A 22,795-nucleotide genomic window follows, 5' to 3' on the forward strand; every position below is an offset into this window, starting at 1 on the left:
GCCCAGTCTCGCCGGGGAGAGCACGAAGTAAGCCGTAACCCATCGCGCAGGGAAAAGCCGGAGTTCCCGGTTACACCTGTGGTCCTACCTCCCGCGTTTTTTACTACGCGGGACCCATGGGTGCGATCGGCACCCGGCTTTCCCTGCGCCCTCTGCGAGAGGAGAGGGCGGAACGAAGAGCAAAGCTCGGGCAATTCATGTCGCGAGAATGCTGACGTATGACTCACGGGCCGCGCCACACACTCACTGTCGTCCCGGCCTAGTGCGCAATTGCGCACGGGGGCCGGGACCCATAACCACAAATGCCGATTGTTGTGCACCGTTGGAACGACGAGTCCCGCCAACTACAGCTGCTGCGGCGTATGGGTCCCGGCTTTCGCCGGGACGACGGATGGGGGCCATGCATTCCTCGTCGCCAGCCCCCAGCGATTGTTCAATCCTTGCGCAGCTGCATACTATTCCACCGCGGCCCCGACCGGCGGCCCGCCCGGCGGGCGGTGCAGGAAGGTGATCGACGCATAGGCGCCGACCCAGGAACCGGCCGCTGCGAAGCCGACGTAGAGCCAGTTCTCGGTGTAGCTGATCACCGCATAGGAGGAGAGCACGTACCAGACGCTGCTCCAGGTCGCAGCCGGCACGCGCTTGCGCGCCACGACCGCCGAGGTGAACATGACATAGACCGCGTCGGTCGCGGCGGTCGCGAGGAAGACGCCGCCGGCGGTGAGGGGATCGATGGCAGCCATTGCAACTCCTGTTCAGGTCGGTATGACGGTCGGGATCGGGCACCGCCATTCTGTCATCATGCTCGGGCAGAGAATAATCGCCAACAGGAATGCACATGCAGGGCATCCGTGAAATCCTTGCCGATATCTGGATCGGCGTCGGCGGCACACCGTCCGCGCTCGATGCGGTCACGCTGACCGGCAGCGAGCCGCAATTGCCGTCGTCGTTTCGGGTCGCGGCCGCAGCGCAGGCTCCGATCGCCGCCGCCGGCCTTGCGGCGGCCGAGATCTGGAACGCCCGCACCGGCGAGATGCAGAAGGTCGCGGTCGACATGCGCCATGCCGTCGTCGAATGCCGCAGCGAGCGTTACCTGCGCGTCGACGACAAGCCGCCGCCGCCGGCCTGGGACAAGATCGCCGGCGTCTACCGTGTCCGCGACAACCGCTTCGTCCGTCTCCACACCAATTTCCCGCATCACCGCGACGCCGTCTGCAAGGTGCTTGGCTGCAACGCCGAACGTGACGACGTCCAGGCGGCGCTGCTGCAATGGGACGGCGAGGCGTTCGAGACCACGGCCTACGCGGCCGGCGGCGTCGTCGCCTTGATGCGCTCTTACGACGAGTGGTCGGCGACGCCCCACGCCAAGGAGCTGGCAAAACTGCCGCTGATCTCGATCGAGAAGATCGGCGAGGCCGCGCCAAAGCCGTGGCCGGCGGGGAAGCGGCCGCTGGCCGGCATCCGTGTGCTCGACCTGTCGCGCGTGATCGCGGGTCCCGTCGCCGGCCGCACGCTCGCGGCGCATGGAGCCGATGTGCTCCTGATCTCCGGTCCCGACCTCCCGACGATCCCGTGGCTCACCATCGACACCGGCCGCGGCAAGCTGACGAGCTTCCTCGACTTGCGGAGCGAGGCGGGGCGGGGCGTGATGCGCGGTCTGGTCGCGCAGGCCGATATTCTCTCCCAGGGCTATCGCCCGCAGGCGATCGCAGGCCTCGGCTTCTCGGTGGAAGAGGCGGCGCGCATCAATCCCGGGATCGTTTATGTGACACTGTCGGCCTACGGTCATGCCGGATCGTGGGCCGAGCGCCGCGGCTTCGATTCGCTGGTGCAGACCACGACCGGCTTCAATCATGCCGAAGGGCAGGCGGCGGGTGTCGATGGACCGAAGGAACTGCCGGCCCAGATGCTCGACCACGCCACCGGATATTTCATGGCGTTCGGCGCAATGATGGCCAAGGCCCGCCAGGCGCGCGAGGGCGGCAGCTGGCACGTCCGGGTGTCGCTGGCGCAGACCGGGCGCTGGCTGTGGAATCTCGGCCGCCTCGACGGGGGCCTTGCAACCGAGGACCTAAAGGCGGACGCAGTGCGGCCCTTCGTCGAGCGGGTTCCGTCCGGTTTTGGTACGCTGAGTTCGGTCCAGCATGCGGCCGTTCTGTCGCGAACCCCGGCCTATTGGTCCCGTCCTGCCATGCCGCTTGGCAGCCATCCCCCGGAGTTTCCTGCCCCGGAGTTTCCCGGGTGAGACATTCTGTCGCCGTTGAGGTCGTCCAAACTTTCACAACAGGTGTTGCCGAAGTGTGATTTTTAGGTTGTTCGAAACGGCAATTCGGCACTATTAGCGCGCCGCTGGGGCTGCCCCGCCGGAAGCTGCAACATCGACCCGGCGGACCGCATGCTGAAAGAGTTTACCAAGAGAGTGCAGAGCTTTAGACGCCCGCGTCTGCTCGTCACCGCGGCGGTGCTGGTGGCCGCCTGCGCGGGTGCCTATGGCTACACGCGTATCGGCGCAGAGAAGCAGAAGCCTTCGGAAGTCTCGAGCCAATCCCGCAAAGGGGGCGCGCGCTACACCCCGTCGGCAGCGGAGTGGGCCAGCCTGACCTTCCAGACCGTCACGGAGCACACCTTCCGCTCCGAGCTGGTGACCGAGGGCAAGATCGGGATCGATGAGGACCGCTCGACCCCGGTCTACTCGCCCTATACCGGGCGGGTGACCCGTCTGCTGGTGCGGCCGGGCGATGCCGTGGTGAAGGGCCAGCCGCTGTTCGTGATCGAAGCGGCCGACACCGTGCAGGCGCAGAACGACTACGTCGCCGCGATGACCGGCCTCAACAAGGCGCAGTCGGCGCTCGATCTGGCCCAGATCCAGGAGAAGCGCGCCAAGGATCTGTCTGAAGGCAAGGCGATCCCGCTGAAGGATTATCAGACTGCGCAGGCCGCGCTGGTGCAGGCGCAGAACGATGCGCGCTCGGCGCAGACGCTGCTCGAAGCCGCGCAGAACAAGCTGCACATCCTCGGCTTCGGCGATGACGCCATCACGACGCTGCAGCAGAAGGGCCGCCTCAATCCGGAGACGACGGTGTTCGCGCCGATCGGCGGCACCGTGGTCCAGCGCAAGGCCGGCCCCGGCCAGTATGTCTCGACCGGCGCCAGCGACCCGGTCTATGTGATCGGCGATCTCTCGACGGTCTGGCTGATCGCCTTTGTCCGCGAATCCGATGCCGACAACGTCGCGGTCGGGCAGGACCTCAGCTTCAGCGTGATGGCGCTGCCGGGCAAGGTGCTGAACGCGCGCGTCAACTATGTCGCCGCTGCGATCGACGCGACCTCGCGCCGGCTCCTGGTCCGCGCCACCATCGACAACGTCGACAATCGGCTGAAGCCCGAGATGTTCGCCAATGTGACACTGTATTCGAAGGGCGACCACCCGGCCGTCGGCGTGCCGAAACAGGCGCTGATCTACGAGGGCGATCAGGTTCGCGTCTGGGTCGCGAAGGCTGACGACAAGACCATCGAGCTGCGCCAGATCAAACCCGGCCTCATCAATGGCGACCTCGTCGAGGTCGCCGGTAATCTCAAGCCGGGCGAGCAGATCGTGACGAAGGGAAGCCTCTTCATCGACCGCGCCGCATCTGGCACTTAAGACGCATGATCCGGAAAAGGGGGGAACCGGCCTTCCGGATCGACCATGCTCATCAAGAAAAATCCTCACCGTTGAAAGTGCCGATCTGAATGGATCGCCTCGTTGCCCTTGCCGTCAATCGCCGCTACTTGATGGTGGCCATGTTCGTCGCCGTCTTCATCGGCGGCCTGCTTGCGTTCAAGCAGCTCAACATCGAGGCCTATCCCGATCCGACCCCGCCGATGGTCGACATCGTGACGCAGAGCCCGGGCCTCTCGGCCGAGGAAATCGAGCGCTACATCACGATCCCGATCGAGACCCAGGTCGCTGGCATCAAGAACCTCAGGACCATCCGCACCATCTCGCTGTACGGCCTGTCCGACGTCAAGCTGCAGTTCTCCTTCGACTACACCTATGACGAGGCGCTGCAACAGGTGCTCAACCGCCTGTCGCAGCTTGCACCCCTGCCGGGCAATGTGCAGCCGGGCATCTCGCCAGTCAGTCCGATCGGTGAAATCTTCCGCTACCGGTTGAAAGGCCCGCCGAACTACAGCGTGCTCGACCTCAAGACGTTGCAGGATTGGGTGCTGCAGCGCCGCTTCCGGGCGGTGCCCGGCGTGATCGACGTCACCGGCTGGGGCGGCAAGACCAAGACCTACGAGATCCAGGTCGACTTCAACAAGCTGGTCGCCAATGGCCTGACGCTGCCGCAGGTGCTGCAGGCGGTCTCCAACGCCAACATCAATGTCGGCGGCAACACCGTCAACATCGGCTCGCAATCGGCCGTGGTGCGCGGCGTCGGCCTGATCCGCTCGATCGACGATCTCGCCAACACCATGATCTCGCAATCAGGCGGCAATCCGGTGCTGGTCAGGGACGTCGGCGCCGTCACCATCGGCGAGAAGCCGCGGCTCGGCATCGCGGGCATCGACAATGACGACGACATCGTGCAGGGCATCGTGCTGATGCGGCGCGGCGAGCAGAGTTCGCCGACGATCGCCCGCGTCGAGCAGCTCGTCAACCAGATCAACAATTCCTCGGTTCTGCCGCCTGGCGTGAAGATCGAGCGCATCTACGACCGCAAGGACCTGATCGATCTCACCACCCACACCGTGCTGCACAACATGGTGGTCGGCATCCTCCTGATCGTGCTGTTGCAATGGATCTTCCTCGGCGATCTCCGCAGCGCGCTGATCGTCGGTGCGACGATTCCGTTCGCACTGTTCTTCGCCGTGATCATCCTGGTGCTGCGCGGCGAGTCCGCCAATTTGCTGTCGGTCGGCGCGATCGATTTCGGCCTGATCGTCGATGCCACCGTGATCATGGTGGAGGCGATCTTCCGCCGGCTCTCGCAGACCACCGCGCTGTCGGAGGCCGAGCAAAGCCACATCTCCGAAGACACGGTGATGGGCATGAAGAGCCACGCAATTTTGTCGGCCGCGGCTGACGTCTCCCGGTCAATCTTCTTTGCCGCCACCATCATCGTCGCCGCGTTCCTGCCGCTGTTCACGCTGGGCGGTGTCGAGGGCAACATCTTCGGGCCGATGGCGCGGACCTATGCCTATGCCCTGGCAGGCGGACTGCTCGCGACGTTCACGATCACGCCGGCCCTGAGCGCGATCATCCTGCCGGCGCATATCCACGAAACCGAAACCTGGATCGTCAAGAAGCTCGACGCGATCTACCTGCCGGCGCTGAACTGGGCGATCGCCAATCGCAAGATCGTGATGGCCGGCGCCGCCGGCCTCGTGGTCACCACCATCATTTTCGCGCGCTTCCTCGGCCTCGAATTCCTGCCCAAGCTGGAAGAAGGCAATCTGTGGATCCGCGCCACGCTGCCGTCGACGATCTCGCTGCAGGAAGGCAATGCCTACGTCAACGACATGCGGCGGCTGATCCGCAGCCGTCCCGAGGTGGAATCCGTGGTGTCGCAGCATGGCCGGCCCGACGACGGCACTGACGCCGCAGGCTTCTTCAACGCCGAGTTCTTCGCGCCGCTGAAACCGGCCAGCCAATGGCCCGACACGCACGACAAGGAAGAGCTCACCGCGCAATTGCTCGCGCAGTTGCAGGCAAAGTTCCCCGGGGTCGAATTCAACTTCTCGCAGTACCTGCAGGACAACGTCTCGGAGGCGGTGTCGGGCGTGAAGGGCGAGAACTCGATCAAGCTCTACGGCAGCGACCTGCAGGCGTTGACCGACACTGCCAACAAGATCAAGGCTGTGCTGTCGACCGTGCAGGGCATCACCGACCTTGCGGTGTTCACCTCGCTTGGCCAGCCCACCATCCAGATCGACGTCGATCGTGCGCGCGCCGCGCGCTACGGTCTGGCGCCGGGCGATATCAATGCCACCATCAAGGTTGCAGTCGGCGGCGACAGCGCCGGCGATCTCTATGAGCCCGGCAGCGACCGGCACTTCCCGATCATCGTCCGTCTCGCGCCGGAATATCGCAAGAGCGCGGAGGCGATCCAGAACTTGCGGATCGGGGTTGCGAATGCCAATGGCGGCATCACGCAGATCCCGCTGAGCGAAGTCGCCTCGATCAAGCTGATCTCCGGTGCTGCCTACATCTATCGCGAGCAGCAGGAGCGGTATCTGCCGATCAAGTTCTCGGTGCGTGACCGCGACCTCGGCAGCGCGATCCTGGAAGCGCAGCAGAAGGTCAACGAGCAGGTCCAGTTGCCGCCCGGCTCGCGTCTCGAATGGGTAGGCGAGTTCGGCAATCTGCAGGACGCCATCAAGCGGCTGTCGATCGTGGTGCCGATCAGCCTCGTGCTGATCGCGGTGCTGCTGTTCTTCAATTTCGGCTCGATGGTCGACACCATGCTCGCGATGAGCGTGATCCCGATGGCGATCTTCGGCGGCGTGCTCGGGCTCCTGATCTCGGGTATTCCGTTCAGCGTGTCGGCGGCGATCGGCTTCATCGCGCTGTTCGGCATCGCGGTGATGGACGGCATCATCATCCTGTCGCAGTTCAACCAGCTGATCGACGAGGGCTATGACCGGATGCGCGCGGTGATCCGCACCGGCGAATTGCAGCTTCGTCCGGTGTTGATGACCTGCGTCGTCGCCGGCATCGGCCTGTTGCCGGCGGCGGTGTCGGAGGGCATCGGCTCGCAGGTGCAGAAGCCGCTCGCCATCGTCGTCGTCACCGGCATGATGCTGGCGCCGCTGGTGATCCTGATCACGCTGCCGGTCCTGATCTCCTCCTTCTCGCGCCGGCCGAAGGACAACGTTAGGTAAAGCCGTAGAGCCGTGCGGGATTGTCGACCAGGATGGTCTTGCGCACCGCGGCGTCCGGTGCCCAGACCGGAAGCTGGTTGAGGAGGCGGCCGTCGTCGATCTGGTACAGCGGCGTGACGTCGGTGACCCTCTTGCCTTGGGGTGTCACCGAATCCGGATGCGGCCAGTCGGTGCCCCAGACGATGCGCTCGGCATTGGCCGCGATCAGCGCCTGGGCCAGCGGCGTGGCGTCGGCATAGTCGGGCGCGAGCCTGGAGGCGCGGTAGGCGCCGGAGATCTTGACATACGCCTTGCCGGATTTGACCAGCGCGAGCAGATCGTCAAAGCCCGGCTGGCCCGTGCCGAGCGCGGCCTCGGCGCCGCCGAAATGGTCGAACACCACGGGTACCGGCGCTGCCGCGACCAGGTCCTTGATCGCGGAGATCATGGTGAGGCTGGTGAACAACTGCACGTGCCAGCCGCGCGCCCTCATCCGCTCGATCGCGGCCGAGAAGCGCTGCCGGCCGACATTGGGATCGTTGACGCCGCCGGTCGCAAGGTTGAGGCGGATGCCGCGGAAGCCGGCCTTCTGCATGGCGTCGAGATCGCTCTCGCTGGTCTTGTCGTCGATCACGGCGACGCCGCGCGCCGTGGGACCGCGCGCTGTCATGCCGAACAAGGTCGACGAATTGTCGGGGCCGTAGACGCTCGGCGTCACGATCACCACGCGCTCGACATGCAGTGCCTTGTGCAGCGCGCTCATCTCTTCCGGCGAGGCCGGTTCCGGCGTGTAGAGGCGGCCGGCGAAGAACGGGAATTTCGTGGGGTCGCCATGGATGTGGGTGTGGCAGTCGCAGGCACCGGCGGGCATGTCGAAGCTTACCGGGGTGGATGGTTGCGATGCCTTGGAAAATGCGTTGCTGCTGGTCATGGTCACTCCCGCTGCGATGGAAGCCGCCATCATACTGCGTCGCGTCAGCATTGGACGTCTCCCTGCGTGCTCGGCTGTTATGCGCGTGATCCGCGCACCGGCATTATTGATGGCCGGCGGGGGCGGAGGTTATCGGCGGAGAGAGCGGGCGGAAAGGACCGGTTCGCGGTGCGAACAGTTCCGCAACGCCTATTGTCCCGACGGCGTGCGCAGGCCGTGCCAGGCGTCGCGCACCTGATGGTAGTGCACCTCGGGCAGATAGTCGGGCGTCTTGAGATTGAGCGTCTTGACGTCGAGGCGTCCGACCGCGCTGAGCAGCGTGTAGGACGCGATCACGCGGTCGCGCTGCGCGCCGATCAGCCGGGCCCGCGCCGTGATCAGATCCTGTTGAGAGTTGAGCACGTCGACCGTGGTGCGCTGGCCGCCGGCAGCTTCCTTCTGCACGCCGGCGAGCGCAACTTCCGCAGCCTTCACCTCGGACTCGGAGGCCGACACCGCGATCTTGGCGCCCTCATTGGCGACCCAGGCGCTGACCACGGCGGTCTTGGCCTGGTTGCGGACATGGTCCAGCACAAGCCGGCTCTGCGCCGCCACTTCCTTGGCCTGCCGGGTCTGCGAAGCCGCGGTGCCGCCGTCGTAGATCGGCTGCGTGACCTGGCCGATCACCGAGGCTTGGTCGGTCCCGAACGTACCGAGCGTCTGGTCGCTGTCGCGGCTGCGGCTGACGCTGCCCTGCAGGGTGACGTTCGGCATCAGGCTGCTCTCGGCGACGCGGATCGAGGTCGAGGCGACGTCGACGTCGTAGCCTGCAGCCATCACGGCCGGATGCTCGCGCACCGCAAGCGCGATCGAATCCTCGCGGCTGCGCGGCAGCAGCCGGTCGATGGTCTCGGCCGGACGCAATTGCGACGGCGCGCTGCCGACCACCTGCGCATAGGTCGCCTGGCTGATCGCGAAGTTGACCTCGGCGGCGTTGAGATCGGACAGGCCGCGGTTGAGCCGGGCCTCCGCCTGCGCCGTATCGGTCGGCGTGACATCGCCGGCATTGAGGCGGCGCTGGGTGATCGCCTGGGTCTCCTTCAGGAAGGCGACGTTGGCGCGCTGCGCCTCGACCAGGGTCTGGTTGGCCAGCACGTTGGTGTAGGCGGTGACGGCGTCGAGCAGCACGCCCTGGCCGACATTGCGGAGGGCCTCGCGCCCCGACTGCACCTGCAACTCGGCGACGCGGACACTGTTTGCGGTCTTGAAGCCGTTGAACAGGGTCTGGGTCACGGTGACCCCGATCTGCCAGGGCTTCAGCGTCGCGCCCTGGATCACGTTACCGGGCAGCTGGTCGCGCACGGCCTGCAGGCCGACCGAGAGGCCGGCGATGATCTGGGGCCGGTAACCGGCCAGCGCCTGCGGCACGTTCTCGTCGGTGGCGCGCTGCCGCGCCCGTTCGGCATTGAGCTGCGGATTGGTCTGATACGCCTTGACCAGGGCCTCCGGCAGGCTCTCGGCGCGGGCTGCGGTGGCAGTCAGCAGCGCGCATGTCAATGCGCCAAGGCCGATGCCCGACAAAAGCACGCGCCTCGCTACGTCGCCAATATCAGCGGCACGCCCAACCATGTGATCCCGCAAACCAAAACCCCGGCAGTCCGCCTCCGCCGACGCCGTCGACACATCTACCTGTTTACGGGGCGGCGCCGCCACAGGCAAACCGCCGCGCCCCATCTGCACATCATTTCGGCTGTTGTCTGTTGCCGGTTCGTCACAGGCGAGCGCAACCGTCATATGAAGTATAAGTTCGAACCGCCGGCCGCCGATTCAGCGATGCCGGTCATCCACCGCCTTGCCCGGGTTCATCGCAGATGCCAAAAATCTTCACTGACCCCGAGGCGATCGCGGAGCATATCATTCGTGACGTCGGAACCGAGCTCGTGGTGGGGCTGCCGCTCGGCCTCGGCAAAGCCAACCACATCGTCAATGCACTGTACGCGCGGGCGGTCGCCGATCGCTCGATCAATCTGACGTTGTTCTCGGCGCTGACGCTGGAAAAGCCGAAGCCGAAGAGCCTGCTCGAACAGCGTTTCATAGGTCCGGTGATCGATCGCCTGTTCGGCGGTTATCCGGATCTCGCCTATGCGGAGGCGCTGCATCGCGGCGCGCTTCCGCCCAACATCAAGGTGATCGAGTTTTTCTTCCTCGCCGGGCAATGGCTGCATCAGCCGTTCGCCCAGCAGCACTACATTTCCGCAAATTATACCCACGCAGCGTCGTACCTGCTGTCGCGCGGACTGAATGTCGTGCCCCAGCTCGTCGCCACGCGCGTGGTCGATGGCGTGCCGCGCTACAGCCTGAGCTGCAACACCGATACGACGCTCGACGTGCTGCGCGCCCGCGCGCAGGGGCGCGCGTCATTCAAGCTGATCGGCCAGGTCAATTCCGAACTACCGTTCATGCCGGGGCCCGGCGATCTGCCGGCGGATGAATTTGATGCGGTGCTCGACAGTCCCGACACCGATTTCCCGCTGTTCGCGCCGCCGTCGGAGCCGATCAGCGACACCAAATATGCGATCGGATTGCATGCTGCGGGTCTGGTCCGCGACGGCGGCACGCTGCAGATCGGGATCGGGCAGGTCGGCGATGCGCTGGCGCAAGGGCTTGTGGTGCGTCACAGCGACAACGCCCAATTCCACGGCATCATGCAGCGCCTTGCGCCCGGTACCGCACAGCTCGCGGCGGCCGAGACCGGGCCGTTCGAGAAGGGCCTCTATGGCGTCAGCGAGATGCTGTTCGAGGCGTTCCTCGGGCTGATCGACGCCGGCATCCTCAAGCGCGACATTGGCGGCGTGATCCTGCACGGCGCATTCTTCCTGGGGCCGCAATCCTTCTATCGGGCGCTGCGCGAGATGACGGGCGAGCAGCTGGCGCGAATCCAGATGATGCCGGTGTCCTTCACCAACGAGATATTCGGCGACGAGGACGGCAAGCGCCGCGCCCGCGTCGATGCGCGCTTCGTCAACAACGCGATGATGGCGACGCTGCTGGGCGCTGCGATCTCCGACGGGCTCGAGAACGGCCAAGTCGTGAGCGGCGTCGGCGGCCAGTACAATTTCGTGGCCCAGGCGTTCGCGCTCGAGGGCGCCCGCTCGGTGCTGGCGCTGGAGGCGACCCATCCGTCCGGCAAGCAGACGCAGTCGAACATCCGCTGGTCCTACGGTCACGAGACCATTCCGCGCCACCTGCGCGATGTTTTCGTCACCGAATACGGCGTCGCCGACGTCAGGGGCAAATCCGATGCCGACGTGATCGCCGCGATGTTGCAGGTGTCGGATTCGCGCTTCCAGGGCGAGTTGATGCGGCAGGCCAAGGATGCCGGCAAGCTGCCGCGCGGCCATGAAATCCCGGCCGCTCACCGCGAAAATTATCCCGAGCGCATCAGCAGGGCGCTGAAGCCCGCGCGCGAGGCAGGTCTGTTGCCGTCATTCCCGTTCGGCAGCGACTTCACCGACGTCGAGCAACGGCTGATTCCGGCCCTGCAGATCTTGCAGCAGGCGCAGCAGACCCCGCTGCAACTCGCCGGCCTGCTGTGGCAGGGGATGCGGCATCCACCTGACGCCGCCGACCGCGAATGCCTGGCGCGGCTCGGTCTCGACAAGCCGACGCATTTCGCCGAGCGCGCCTATCGCGCGCTCGTGACCGCGGCATTGCAACGAAGCCGCGTGAACTAGCGGTTCTTGTTGACCGGCTTGCGCTTCTCGATGAAGGCGGCCATGCCCTCGGAGCGATCCTCGAGCGCGAAGGTCGAGTGGAACAGGTTGCGCTCGACATTCATGCCTTCCGAAAGCGGCGTCTCGAACGCGCGGTTGATGGCTTCCTTGGCCATCGCGGCCGCCGGACGCGACATCGAGGCGATCTTCTCCGCCGCGGCGAGCGCCTCTTCCAGCAGCTTGTCGGCCGGAACGATCCGCGACACGAGGCCCGAGCGTTCGGCTTCCGCCGCATCCATCATCCGTCCGGTGAGGCAGAGATCCATCGCTTTCGACTTGCCGATTGCGCGGGTCAGGCGCTGCGTGCCGCCGATGCCCGGGATGGTGCCGAGGGTGATTTCCGGCTGGCCGAACTTGGCAGTGTCGGCGGCGATGATGATGTCGCACATCATCGCAAGCTCGCAGCCGCCACCGAGTGCATAGCCCGCGACCGCCGCAATGGTCGGCTTGCGGCAACGGGCAACGCGGTCGCCGCCGATGGCGGTGAAGTCGCTGTTGAACATGTCGATGAAGCCCTTCGGCTGCATCTCCTTGATGTCGGCGCCGGCCGCGAAGGCCTTCTCGCTGCCGGTGATCAGGATGCAGCCGATCTTGTCGTCGGCCTCGAGATCGTCGACCGCCGCGGCGATCTCGCGGAACACGCCGAACGACAGCGCATTCAGCATTTTGGGCCGGTTCAGCGTGATGACGCCGACCGGTCCCTTGCTTTCGACGATGATGAATTCGAACGTAGCCATGACGCAAACCCCGTGCCTGATTTGCTGGGCAATGTGCCTGCTGGCGGGATGCGCTTCAAGTGGCTGAAACGAGGCTTTGGGCCGCGGCGCGAGGCTGCCCCCGCGCCGCAAGCCGCGAGGATGTCGGCCTAGGCCATGAACATGCGCGCGGCGGAGGCCACCGTGAGCAGGGCGCCGAAGCCGATGAAGATCTTGCCGATCAGCGAGGTCTGGTCCCAGCTCGCGCTGTCGCTGCTCGCCAGAACCGGGGCCGGCTTGGGCGCCGCTACGGCGGCAGGCGGCGGCGTCGCGGGCGCCTCCTGCTGGGCGGTCTGCGGTTGAACCGGTTGCGGTTGTTCCGCCGGCGGCTCCTGCTGCAGGGCCCGGTCGAGGTCGTTGAGCTGGTCGGATGCGACCACGCTGCCGTCGGGTTGCGCGTCGCCGGGCTTGTCGGAGGCGGCCATCACCGGATTGACGGCGGCGGGCGCGGTGCTCGCATTGCCGTCGCCGGACGTCAGCTCCGCATTGGCATTGGCGACCGTGGCGGGCATGCCCGCCGACGTCACGCTGCCGGCACCGTTCGTGGCCTTCTTGCTCTCGGATTTGTCGGCCGTCTTGGAAGACTGGTGGCGCGCATGGCGCCGGCCATGCCGCGAACTCTGGTCCGCGGACTTGTCGGTCGAAGCATTGTCGGATTTCGTCGCGGCGGGATCCGAACCGGCCGCATGCGCCGGCAACGGTCCGGCGAGACACACACAAAACGCTGTCAGCCCTGTCGCAACCATCAAGGCCAAGCGCCCGCTGGCTTTGATCTTCATTCTGATGATCTCCCCATTTCGCCCGTCCCGAACGCGAAATGAGACCCCGCGGCGTGTCTACACCGGGGCAAAAAAAGGGAATCTTCGGGCATCAGAGGGCAAAAGCTGGGCAATTTCATCCCGGTGGATCGTCGACGGCAGCAGCACCGATGCGTGTCGGACCGATCGGTGTTATGAGCCCTTCCGTCTGGAAACCCGCCGGAGCGATTCTTTGAGGCTGATCTTCGGCGCGGCCTTGCCGGAGGATGCTGGTCACGAATTCGTGATGTCCTTGGCTTGCCGCGTAACAAACTGAAAGATCGGCCGAATTGCAATTCAGGAGCCTGCGTGCGCGAACGTGAGGATGAATGGACCGACCTGATGCGGTCGGCCATTTCAGGCGATGACGCGGCGTATCATCGCCTGCTCAGGGCCATCACGCCGGTACTCCGTGCCGCGGCGCGACGCGGCCTGGCGCGCGCGGGACAACCGGTCGATCAGTCCGAGGACATCGTGCAGGACATCTTGTTGGCGGTGCATTTGAAGCGACAGACCTGGGACACCAGCGCGCCGTTCGCGCCGTGGCTGTTCGCGATCGCACGCAACAAGCTGATCGACGCCCTGCGCCGCCGCGGCAGGCGCATCTTCGTCAATATCGATGATTTCGCCGAGACGCTGCCGGGGGAAACACCGGAGCCGACCGCGTCGCCGAGCGAGGTGACCGCCCAGTTGCAGGCGTTGCCCGCGCGGCAGCGTGACGTGCTGCAATCGATCGCGGTCGACAGCACCTCGATCAAGGACACCGCGGCGAAATTCGCGATGACCGAGGGCGCGGTACGGGTCGCGCTGCATCGTGGGCTTGCGAGCCTGACTGCGAAACTACGGGACCGATGAGCATGGACACGGATCAACTCATTCGAACCCTGACCGCCGACAATGCCTATCGGGCTCGCCCGATCGGTCTTGCGCTGATGATGGCGCTGCTGGCGGCGGCGCCGGTCTCGCTGCTGATCTTCTTCGCCGAGCTCGGCGTGCGCCCCGACGTGATGACCGCGATGCATAATCCGTTCTTCGATCTGAAGTTCGCGGTGACGCTGGCGCTCGCCGCCTCGGCGATCGCGGTCAGCCTGCATCTGTCGCGGCCGGAAGCCTCGCTGCGCAGCTTCGGCTGGTGGCTGCTGATTCCCGCCGGCATCCTCGTCGCCGCGATCAGCGGCGAGATGATGATGCCGCAGCGCACGCCGATGATGACGCGCCTGATCGGCAAGAACTCGATGGCGTGCATGACCGCGATCCCCGCGATGTCGCTGCCGCTCTTGGTCGGCGCGCTGTACGGGCTGCGGCAGGGCGCGCCGGCGCGGCCGGCGGTCGCCGGCGCGGTGGCGGGCCTGCTCTCGGCAGGCCTCGCGGCGACCGTCTATGCGTCGCACTGCACCGATGACTCGCCGCTGTTCGTTGCCACCTGGTACACGCTGGCGACGGCGATCGTCGCAAGCGTCGGCGCGCTGATGGGGAAGCGGGCGTTGCGATACTAGGCCGCGGGCGCGGACTGCTGCATGCGATGGAAGCGCAGCACCTGCTGCGCGGTGGATGGCCGCAGCCGCTCATAGGTGTCCTTGCAGGCCTGCAGATCGGTCGGTTCACCGCCCGAGATGTCGTCGCGCAGATTAATGATCGATCGCACTGTCGACCATGACAGGCCCGAGACCTTGGCCAGGATCATCACGCCCTCGGCACGGGTTTCGATCATCATGTTCTCGGCGATGCTGACCGAGACATTGGCGAGCGCGGCAAGCGAGGCATTGGTCTCGTCGAACTTGCCGGCCTCGGCGAAGGCTGCGAGCTGGAATTCGTCGAGCCGGCCGTCCTGGTAGAGCGACTTGACCAGCGCATGCGCGATCGTGGTGTCCGGAGTGACGGCGGCGGGCGCCGAGCGCGCGCGTCGCGTCGCCTCCTTTACCGCGATCGGAATCTCCTTGGCCTGCTGCGGATTGGCAGCCTCGAGCCGTTGCCTGACCGCGTCCGAGGCCTTGGCGACCAGCTTGAGGTAGAGATGCCGCGGGATGTTCGGGCGCAGGCCGACACAGGTCGACAGATTGTCGTCGCCCTCGGCGCGGCTGACCAGCCGCGTGAAGCCGCGCTCGGTGAATTCCGCGCCGGGATTGTTGACCGCGCTCTGGATCACCTCGTCGTTGCCGCGCAGCACCAGCACGTCGGTGACGGCGCCGCTCAGCGTCTTGCGGTTGGAGATCGCGAGCAGATGCGCCTGGCTCTTGCTGCGCGCGGTCTCGATCAGGGTGTCGTCGTCGAGCCGCGGCGACAATGTCAGCACAGGGCCTGCGACCTCGATTAGGTCGTCGAATGCAAGGGTACGGATGGTCTGCGACGGCGCGGTGTCGATCGGGGCGAGGCGGTTGGCGAGTAACGCCTTCGCCGAATTTTCGATGTGCTCGAGCAGGCATTGGAAAACGTCGTCGAACAGCACGATCTGCTCGTCCGAATAGTTGACCGAGCCGTTGATGAAGAGGTCGGTCACGCGGCGCAGCGTCTCGACACGGCGTGCGACGGTGCCGTGCGCGAGCGTCGTCTGCAGCTCGTCGAGCAGACTTTCGGGGGCGGTCTCGGGCTTCGAACTCATGACTCTGTCCTGGAGCGGTGGCGACGGATTCTCCGGCGCCGAATAGGGAAATGAAAGGATGTTAGGCACTGGCGATGCGGTTGCGTCCCCTCGCCTTGGCTGCGTAAAGCGCGCCATCGGCGCGGGCGAGTAATGTGTCGGAGTTTTCGTGCGGCTTGAGCGTCGTGACGCCTGCGGAGATCGTCACCTGCATGCCGGGCGAGAATGCGCTCCAGTCGAGACCCGCGATGATCGCGCGCAGCCGCTCGAGCGCGCGCATCGCCTGATCCTGCGACAGGTCGGGCAGCACCAGCAGGAATTCCTCGCCGCCGTAACGGCCGAAGCGATCGATGCTGCGGAGATTGGCGAACATGCCGATGGCGAAGGTGCGCAGCGCCTCGTCGCCGATCGGATGGCCGTAGACGTCGTTGATGCGCTTGAAATGGTCGAGGTCGATCAGCGCCACCGCGCAGGAGCTGCCGTTGCGGGCGCAGCGCGCGATCTCCTCCTCGAGCGTGCGCATGATGCTGCGGCGATTGGAGGTGCCGGTCAGCTCGTCGAGCTCGGCGAGCTCCTCGATGCGCCGGTAGGCCTCCTTCAGCTTGACGCCGCTCTGATACAGCGATTGCTGCATCGAGCTCGAGAAGATGCCGAGATACATGCAGCGCCCGATCGTCAACGCGAACACCAGCATGGTGGCGAGGCGGTCGATCCTGGTCCCGGTCGGCATCCCGATCGCCTTGTCGGTGCCGAGGAACAGCGCGGCGAGGCCCAGCACCATGATGGTCCAGACGACCGCGGTCTGCCGCGCCGAGGTACGCAGCGCACCGAAGCCGAACACCACGAACAGGTTGCAGAGGAACAGCACGCCGACTTCCGGCGCGATGTAGGTGAACACGAGCAGGTTCACCATGTTGACGGCCGATTGCGGCGCGACCAGGTAGTGGTCGCGGAAGCGCTCGTGAAAACCGCGCTCCGAAAGCAGCACATAGATCGCGACGAGGGAGAGGCCAGTCAGGGCATAGCCCGCCGCCACCAGGACCGACGTGGTGCCGGCATGCGCGTAGATCAGCAGCACGACGGCATCGAGCACGAAGCAGGCGGCGATCATCGATTGGATCTGGCGGCGCTGCTTGGCCCGGCGCGCCAGGCGCTCGCGAGTCAGCCTGGGACGGCCGCTTTCCGATGCACCCGCGATCGGGCTGGGAAGTGACGACGCAGCGCTGCCCATGGTCTCGCCATTGCTGAAATCCGGCGAAAATCTAAGTGGGAAAGCCTTTAGGTTTGGTATCTTTTGGAACCGAATCTGCTCCGATGAAACCCGGTCATCACCCTTGTTTCGTAAGGGGAATCCGTTCGCCGAAGCGGGTCGGGAGCGATCGGGGCGGGGGCTTGCGGCGGCGCCCGCTTCGCAACAGCGCTGGCTTGCCGGCAAAGCCTTGGTATGGTCGCGCCGGATGGTGCGAGTCCGCGAGAGTTTTCACTATTATGATACCGCTTACCGAGTCTCCGGCGATTTTCCCTCATCGGGATCGTCGACTGTGTCATAGATCACACATGCGGTGCGCACATTGCCGTAATGTGAAGAATCTTGCCTCTCGCGTCGAACCACGCACCACCCCCCTCAGACCAACTTTGCGAGACGGCCATTGAGCGCGACACAGGCGGCTTCAGACGAGGTTCTGATCGCTCGGATCGCTCAAGGCGACCGGCTCGCCATGCAGGTGTTATACGGACGGCATCACGTCAGGGTGTACCGCTTCGGGCTTCGGCTCGTGCGGGACGAACAGGTGGCGGAGGATCTCATTAGCGAGGTCTTTCTGGACGTGTGGCGTCAGGCGGGCAAATTCGAAGGACGATCCGCCGTTTCGACCTGGCTTCTGGCGATTACCCGGTTCAAGGCGTTGTCTTCGCTGCGGCGAAGGAAGGACGCCGAACTGGACGATGAGGCCGCGAACGCGATCGAGGACACGTCCGACGATCCGGAAACGGTGGTGCAGAAGAAGGACACGGGTGACACGCTGCGCAAGTGCCTGACGGGACTATCGGCGGAACACCGGGAAATTGTCGATCTTGTCTACTATCACGAGAAATCCGTGGAAGACGTCGCAGAGATCGTCGGGATTCCGGAGAACACCGTGAAGACGCGCCTGTTCTATGCGCGCAAGAAACTTGCCGAGTTGCTGAAGGCAGCCGGTGTCGAGCGAGGTTGGCCATGATGGCTGCGAGCAACAAGAAAGTGCAGGGTCAAGATCCTGACGATGTCGAGATGCTGCTGCCCTGGCACGCGGCCGGCACGCTGAACGCGCGTGACGCGCGCCGCGTCGAGGACGCGCTCGCTTCCGATCCGGAGCTGGCCAGGCAGTATGCCGTCATCCGCGAGGAATATGCCGAGACGATCGGCCTCAACGAAAGCCTCGGTGCGCCCTCGGCGCGTGCCATGCAGAAGCTGTTTGCGGCGATCGATGCCGAGCCGGAGCGCAAGCCGTCGGCGGGCGCGCGGATGTCGGCCTCCGTCTCGGAGTTCTTTTCGAAATTGTCGCCGCGGACGCTGGCCTGGTCGTCCAGCCTCGGTGCGATCGTGGTGTTGCTACAGGCCGGCGTAATCGGTGCGGTGCTGATGCGCAGCGAGCCAGCCTCATTCCAGACCGCCTCGCTCGATGCCGCCGAACAACGCAGCGCGCCCAGCGCACCAAGCGCGGCCGTTGCACCCAGCGCGCCGATCACCCGCGACCTCGGCGCCAGCGTGGCGGCTGCGCCGACGCGGCTGTTGGTGCGCTTCACGCCGGATGCCCGGATCGCCGACATCACGTCGCTGCTGGACAACTACCAGGGCGCGATCGTCGACGGGAAGGGCGGCATGTTCCGGTTGCAGTTCCGCGCGATGGACAAGGACAGCGTCGCGGCGCTGATTGCCCGTTTGCAGAAAGAGAAGATCGTCAGCCTCGCGGTCGAGACGCCGTAAACGGCGGCTGACGGTCTGTGCCGAGTTGAGGTCACCATGACCGCCAACGGCCGGACCCGATCGACGAACAGAGCGGCCATCGCGGCCGCCGTGTTGTTGCTGGTGTCTGTTGCCGGCTCGGCCTACGCCCAGAATTTCATGCGATCACCGATCGGCGGCGGGCCGCAGCTCTCCATCGGGCCGCGGGTCAATCCCGGCATCGGCAGGGCCGGTGGCAACGCCGGCGGCGGGCTGGACGGCACGGTCGGCCGCATGCCGCTCCACGGCCCGGCTACGTCGTGGACCGACGATGGGCCGCGATCGAGCATGCCGCCGCTCCGTGCGCGTGACGCCCCCCGTTTCTCTGCCGATTGCGATGACGGCACGCGCCAATGCTCCGGCCGGCCGGTCTCCGTCAACGGGGGCGGCAAGGGCGCAGCGCGGAAGGGCAGGGCCGGCAGTGGCGGCAGCAGCCGCGCGCAGGACGTGGCGGCCACGCGAACCGTGCCGGACGAACTCGTGGCGGAGATCAACGGCGCATTGACCGAGACCCAGACCGATGCGCTCGCGCGCCGCCATGGTCTGAGCCGGATCGCCTCGCAGAACATCCCGCTGCTCGGCGCGACCATCGGCCTGTTCCGCACGGCTGGCAATCGCTCCGCCAACGCGGTGGCCCGCGACCTTGCAAGCGACGGCAGCGTCCGCGCCGTGCAGCCCAACTACCGTTATGCGCTGCAGGACCAGAAGCCGGCAGCGGGCAACAGCGATCCGGCGCAATACGCCCAGACGCAGCTGCATCTGCCCGAGGCGCACAGGCTGGCGCGCGGGATGAACGTTACCATTGCCGTCATCGACTCCGGCATTGATGCCGCCCATCCGGAACTGGCCAACACGGTCGCGGATACGTTCGATGCGCTCGGCAGCAAGGATGGCCCGCATGCCCACGGCACCGCCGTCGCCGGCGTGATCGCGGCGCGCGTCCGGCTGACGGGCAGTGCGCCGGAAGTACGGATCCTTGCCATCCGCGCCTTCGGTGCGGCCGCCGGCGGCGCCGAGAGTACGTCCTATGTGATCCTCAGGAGTCTCGATTATGCGGTGGCGCACGGCGCGCAGATCGTGAACATGAGCTTTGCCGGACCGCAGGACGCACTTGTCGCGCGCGCCGTGGCCGCCGCCGCGGCGAGGGACGTCGTGCTGGTTGCCGCGGCCGGCAATGCCGGCCCGAAATCGCCGCCGCTGTATCCGGCCGCCAATCCCGATGTGATCGCGGTGAGCGGCATCGATGCCGGTGAGCGGCCGATGGCGGTCTCCAACCGCGGCAGCTACATCGCGTTGGCGGCGCCGGGCGCCGATCTCCTCGTGCCGGTGCCCGACGGCAAGTACCAGCTGATGTCGGGCACCTCCTTTTCGGCCGCGTTCGTCAGCGGCATCGCGGCGCTGGTGCTGGAGCGCAGTCCGGCATTGAAGCCCGCCGAGGTGCGCAAGGTCCTGACCGGCACGGCCCGCGATCTCGGGACACCCGGACGTGACGATCTGTTCGGGGCGGGGGAGGCGGACGCGCTTGCCGCAGTGATGGCGGCGACCAATGCGCCGGTCGCGGCGACCGCGGACAAACCGTCGCAGCCTGCACCGGAGGCGGACGGCAATAACACTTCCGTGAGCCGCGCGTTGAATGAACCCGCGCCGTCGATCGCATCGCACGATTCCGCTGTAAATCACCGTGCTGCGCAGTGATTTTCCGTGCCGGACACCTGCAATGGTGCGATGGAACCGGGCGGCGAAAAGGTTAAAAAAATAGCCGGTGATTTGAACGTCCGCCGCCCTCTCACGACTTATGTGTGTGGGAGCGGTTTATCCCTCCCCGGCTGTATCAGGCGCGAGCGCCCATCCACCCCAAGCGCCCATATGGCTTTGACCCGTCCGGTTGTCCCCCCGGACGGGTCTTTCATTTTGGGGGCTGTCTTGCATGACGCACTGGCCGGACGTGATCGCGCTCGGCGATCGCGACGGGATGCGCGCGATGGCCGCGGCTGTTTGCTGTGGATCGTTCGGCTGCGCGGCGTTCGGAGGCGACGCGCATCGCCACCAAGGCAAGTCGATGACTTGACGAAGGTTCGGGCAACAAACTCCGTAGTCGAGCGGACTTCTTTCATCGCCCGTCCGCGATTAAGAATTTAGTTAGACTTTATTTACCTTTTCCACAGAATATCAGTGTCACGTCCAGTTGATTCGGTTCGGTTGCGTCTGCGTCCGTTTCTTTCCCTGCGGGCAACTTCAATGACACATCGGACCGACGTGGCCAGAGGCCAGGAGATCGTTGCACGCTGGTGCAACCTCGCCGAGCAAAGGCTGGAGCACCTCAACGAGCTGTTCGAAACCGGACGCTGGCGCCGCTATCACAGCGAGCAGGCCTTTCTCGAGAACGTCAGGGAAGCACGGGCCGCGGTCGACATCTGGCGGGAATTGCTGACCCGCGAAGCTTCGCTCGACAATTCGCCGATCGATCTGTCGTGGCTCGGCCGCGGCAAGTCGAAGCTGCCGCCGCGCGATCTTTCGGCGCTGCCAGAGCGCCGCTCGGAGACGGCGACATTGGCAGAGGCCGCGATGACCGCAGTCGCGGCCGCGCTGGAAACGGCGGCCGAGGTCCTCGAGCAGCCGGCCGTTGTGGCCGACGCGCCGCCGCTGGAGATGCCCCCTCCGGTGATGCCGCCGCCGGTGCTCGATCTCGACACCATCCAGCGGCGCTATCCGCTGCTGCGCAACGCGCTGTAGGCCGAAGGTTAGCGCCGCACCGCGTTCGCGCCGACCACGAGCTGTGCATATTGCTGGGCGCCGCCCACTGACAGGTCGGTGGTCACAGGGCGGGCGTGGTCGAGCCCGACCACCGCGCCGCGCGGGGTTTCCGAGATCATGTTGTTGTTGATCAGCGCGGTGCCGGCGCCCGGCACCACCGAGACGCCGATCCCGACGAAAGCCTTGCGCACGACATTGCCTGAGATCGCGACGTCGCGCAGATACTTGCCCCAGCCGGCGACGATGCCGAAGGTCGGCGCATTCTCGATCACATTGCCGGTGACGGCGCTGTCGGCCTCGACATAGATGCCGATGCCGGCGCCGTCATTCGGGTCGGTGCCGATCGGGCGCTTCGGCAGCAAATTGCGGATGATGTTGCCCTGGACCACCGCGATGCGGCCGCCTTCGTTGAAATTGCACACGGAGACGCCGATCGCGGCCCCGTCGACGGTGTTGTTGGCGATGACCGCGGCCTCGAACGCGAACTCCGAATAGAGCGCGACCTCGCGGACATTGCTGACGCTGTTGTCGGTGATGTGGATATTGGAGGCCGAATTGCCGCGCACCGCCGAGAAGTCGCAGTTGCTGATGCGGTTGCCGCGCACGATCACATTGCCGGCGCGGAAGGCGTTGATGGCGTTGCCGTACTGTCCGGAGCCGCCGGGACCGGCCTTGATGTCCTCGATGCGGTTGTCGGCGACGATCGAACCGTCATCGCCGATCGCGGTGCGCAGGATCTCGATGCCGTTGTCGTTGGTCCCCTTGATCGTGTTGCGCGAGACGAGGAGGCCGAGCGCGTCGAACGACACCAGCGCCGTCGACGCGATGCCGGTGAAGATGTTGTTGCTGACGTCGCCCGACATCTGCTCGAACCAGATGCCGGCGCCGCCGCTGCCGGTGAACTGGCAATCGGTGATGCGGATGTCGCGGCCGGACAGGCAATGCACAAGGCCGCGCCGCGCCGGCAGCGGGACGTTGCCGCCGTCGAGGGACAGGCCCATCAGGACGATGCCGCCGGCGCCTTCGCCTTCCAGCAGCGAGGCGCCGCCATTGAACACCAGCCGGCTGGCGCCGCGCACGCCGATCAGCTGGCTGCCGGGCGCAAGCCGCAGCAGGCCGGTGCGGTAGACGCCGGGCGGAAACGCCAGCGGCACCTGCGCGCGCGCGGCATCATCGATCGCGCGCTGCAGATTGCGGGTTTGATCGTCGGGGCTGCCGGGGCGCACACCATATTGCGTGACGTCGCGGCCGAGCGAGCCGGCAGATTGCGCGGCGCGCGCAGCATCCGGCGACATCGCAAGCGCGCCGGCGACGCCGGCGGCGGAGGCTCCGATCAGGTGGCGGCGGTTGACGTCCATGGGCATGGCCCTCGCTGAAGGCGCGAGCGGTGATCTTCGTT

General features: G+C 65.9%; 20 protein-coding genes. 12 read left to right on the top strand and 8 right to left on the bottom strand.

From position 1 onward, the window contains the following. Positions 1 to 455: 455 nt before the first annotated feature. A complete protein-coding gene (locus tag Q0030_RS13150) occupies positions 456 to 743 on the bottom strand; it encodes a hypothetical protein (RefSeq protein ID WP_298367356.1) in 288 nt (95 codons plus the stop codon). Between the two features lie 95 nt (positions 744 to 838). Between Q0030_RS13150 and Q0030_RS13155 the strand changes: the two genes are divergently transcribed. From Q0030_RS13155 to Q0030_RS13165, 3 genes are all read left to right on the top strand, one after another. Beyond that, positions 839 to 2,245 carry a CoA transferase gene (locus Q0030_RS13155; RefSeq protein WP_298367358.1) on the top strand — a complete coding sequence of 469 codons (1,407 nt, stop codon included), beginning with the start codon at positions 839 to 841 and terminating at the stop codon, positions 2,243 to 2,245. Between the two features lie 150 nt (positions 2,246 to 2,395). Continuing rightward, a complete protein-coding gene (locus Q0030_RS13160; RefSeq protein ID WP_298367360.1) occupies positions 2,396 to 3,643 on the top strand; it encodes an efflux RND transporter periplasmic adaptor subunit in 1,248 nt (415 codons plus the stop codon). 89 nt (positions 3,644 to 3,732) lie between these two features. Next, positions 3,733 to 6,867 carry a CusA/CzcA family heavy metal efflux RND transporter gene (locus tag Q0030_RS13165; protein ID WP_298367362.1) on the top strand — a complete coding sequence of 1,045 codons (3,135 nt, stop codon included), beginning with the start codon at positions 3,733 to 3,735 and terminating at the stop codon, positions 6,865 to 6,867. Here the strand turns inward: Q0030_RS13165 and Q0030_RS13170 are convergent. Next, the gene (locus tag Q0030_RS13170) at positions 6,860 to 7,828 is read right to left on the bottom strand and encodes an amidohydrolase family protein (protein ID WP_298367364.1); all 969 of its coding nucleotides are present in this window, start codon (positions 7,826 to 7,828) and stop codon (positions 6,860 to 6,862) included. The two genes, Q0030_RS13165 and Q0030_RS13170, sit on opposite strands and share 8 nt — an antisense overlap. Before the next feature lie 138 nt (positions 7,829 to 7,966). Then, on the bottom strand, positions 7,967 to 9,385 hold the full coding sequence (locus Q0030_RS13175) for a TolC family outer membrane protein (protein WP_298367366.1): 1,419 nt from the start codon (positions 9,383 to 9,385) through the stop codon (positions 7,967 to 7,969). Between the two features lie 242 nt (positions 9,386 to 9,627). Here Q0030_RS13175 and Q0030_RS13180 point away from each other — a divergent pair, with 242 nt between their 5' ends. Further along, positions 9,628 to 11,490: an acetyl-CoA hydrolase/transferase C-terminal domain-containing protein gene (locus Q0030_RS13180; RefSeq protein WP_298367368.1), complete on the top strand. Its 1,863-nt coding sequence runs from the start codon at positions 9,628 to 9,630 to the stop codon at positions 11,488 to 11,490. Here Q0030_RS13180 and Q0030_RS13185 read toward each other — a convergent pair. Beyond that, positions 11,487 to 12,266 (bottom strand): enoyl-CoA hydratase, encoded by a 780-nt coding sequence (locus Q0030_RS13185; protein WP_050403329.1) that lies wholly within the window; start codon positions 12,264 to 12,266, stop codon positions 11,487 to 11,489. The genes Q0030_RS13180 and Q0030_RS13185 overlap by 4 nt on opposite strands. Positions 12,267 to 12,394: 128 nt before the next feature. Continuing rightward, on the bottom strand, positions 12,395 to 12,796 hold the full coding sequence (locus Q0030_RS13190) for a hypothetical protein (RefSeq protein WP_298367373.1): 402 nt from the start codon (positions 12,794 to 12,796) through the stop codon (positions 12,395 to 12,397). Between Q0030_RS13190 and Q0030_RS13195 the strand changes: the two genes are divergently transcribed. Genes Q0030_RS13195 through Q0030_RS13205 form a run of 3 tightly spaced genes read left to right on the top strand, consistent with a single transcriptional unit; the run spans position 12,795 to position 14,577 of the window. After that, positions 12,795 to 13,358: a hypothetical protein gene (locus Q0030_RS13195; protein ID WP_298367375.1), complete on the top strand. Its 564-nt coding sequence runs from the start codon at positions 12,795 to 12,797 to the stop codon at positions 13,356 to 13,358. The genes Q0030_RS13190 and Q0030_RS13195 overlap by 2 nt on opposite strands. Positions 13,359 to 13,390: 32 nt before the next feature. Continuing rightward, positions 13,391 to 13,936: a sigma-70 family RNA polymerase sigma factor gene (locus Q0030_RS13200; protein ID WP_298367377.1), complete on the top strand. Its 546-nt coding sequence runs from the start codon at positions 13,391 to 13,393 to the stop codon at positions 13,934 to 13,936. A 2-nt stretch (positions 13,937 to 13,938) separates the two neighbouring features. After that, the gene (locus Q0030_RS13205) at positions 13,939 to 14,577 is read left to right on the top strand and encodes a DUF1109 domain-containing protein (RefSeq protein WP_298367379.1); all 639 of its coding nucleotides are present in this window, start codon (positions 13,939 to 13,941) and stop codon (positions 14,575 to 14,577) included. Here Q0030_RS13205 and Q0030_RS13210 read toward each other — a convergent pair. Further along, positions 14,574 to 15,680, bottom strand: a complete 1,107-nt coding sequence (locus tag Q0030_RS13210) for a DUF2336 domain-containing protein (protein ID WP_298367381.1) — start codon at positions 15,678 to 15,680, stop codon at positions 14,574 to 14,576. The genes Q0030_RS13205 and Q0030_RS13210 overlap by 4 nt on opposite strands. A 61-nt stretch (positions 15,681 to 15,741) precedes the next feature. Next, positions 15,742 to 16,890: a GGDEF domain-containing protein gene (locus tag Q0030_RS13215; RefSeq protein WP_298367383.1), complete on the bottom strand. Its 1,149-nt coding sequence runs from the start codon at positions 16,888 to 16,890 to the stop codon at positions 15,742 to 15,744. 418 nt (positions 16,891 to 17,308) lie between these two features. Here Q0030_RS13215 and Q0030_RS13220 point away from each other — a divergent pair, with 418 nt between their 5' ends. The 5 genes from Q0030_RS13220 (at position 17,309) to Q0030_RS13240 (ending at position 21,375) form a co-directional block, all read left to right on the top strand. Beyond that, a complete protein-coding gene (locus Q0030_RS13220; protein ID WP_092125157.1) occupies positions 17,309 to 17,878 on the top strand; it encodes a sigma-70 family RNA polymerase sigma factor in 570 nt (189 codons plus the stop codon). Beyond that, positions 17,878 to 18,624 carry a hypothetical protein gene (locus Q0030_RS13225; RefSeq protein ID WP_298368013.1) on the top strand — a complete coding sequence of 249 codons (747 nt, stop codon included), beginning with the start codon at positions 17,878 to 17,880 and terminating at the stop codon, positions 18,622 to 18,624. Before Q0030_RS13220 ends, Q0030_RS13225 begins: the two co-directional genes overlap by 1 nt. A gap of 36 nt (positions 18,625 to 18,660) precedes the next feature. Continuing rightward, positions 18,661 to 20,337, top strand: coding sequence for a S8 family serine peptidase (locus Q0030_RS13230; protein ID WP_298367389.1), 1,677 nt, complete (start codon positions 18,661 to 18,663; stop codon positions 20,335 to 20,337). A 232-nt stretch (positions 20,338 to 20,569) separates the two neighbouring features. Beyond that, positions 20,570 to 20,710 carry a hypothetical protein gene (locus Q0030_RS13235; protein WP_298367391.1) on the top strand — a complete coding sequence of 47 codons (141 nt, stop codon included), beginning with the start codon at positions 20,570 to 20,572 and terminating at the stop codon, positions 20,708 to 20,710. A 170-nt stretch (positions 20,711 to 20,880) separates the two neighbouring features. Then, positions 20,881 to 21,375, top strand: coding sequence for a TIGR03809 family protein (locus tag Q0030_RS13240; RefSeq protein WP_298367393.1), 495 nt, complete (start codon positions 20,881 to 20,883; stop codon positions 21,373 to 21,375). 8 nt (positions 21,376 to 21,383) lie between these two features. Here Q0030_RS13240 and Q0030_RS13245 read toward each other — a convergent pair whose 3' ends face one another. After that, entirely contained in the window at positions 21,384 to 22,754 is a 1,371-nt protein-coding gene (locus Q0030_RS13245; protein WP_298368015.1) for a TIGR03808 family TAT-translocated repetitive protein, read from the bottom strand. Positions 22,755 to 22,795 lie beyond the last annotated feature (41 nt).

Source organism: uncultured Bradyrhizobium sp., assembly GCF_947648125.1.
In the GTDB taxonomy this organism is placed as follows: Bacteria; Pseudomonadota; Alphaproteobacteria; order Rhizobiales; family Xanthobacteraceae; genus Bradyrhizobium.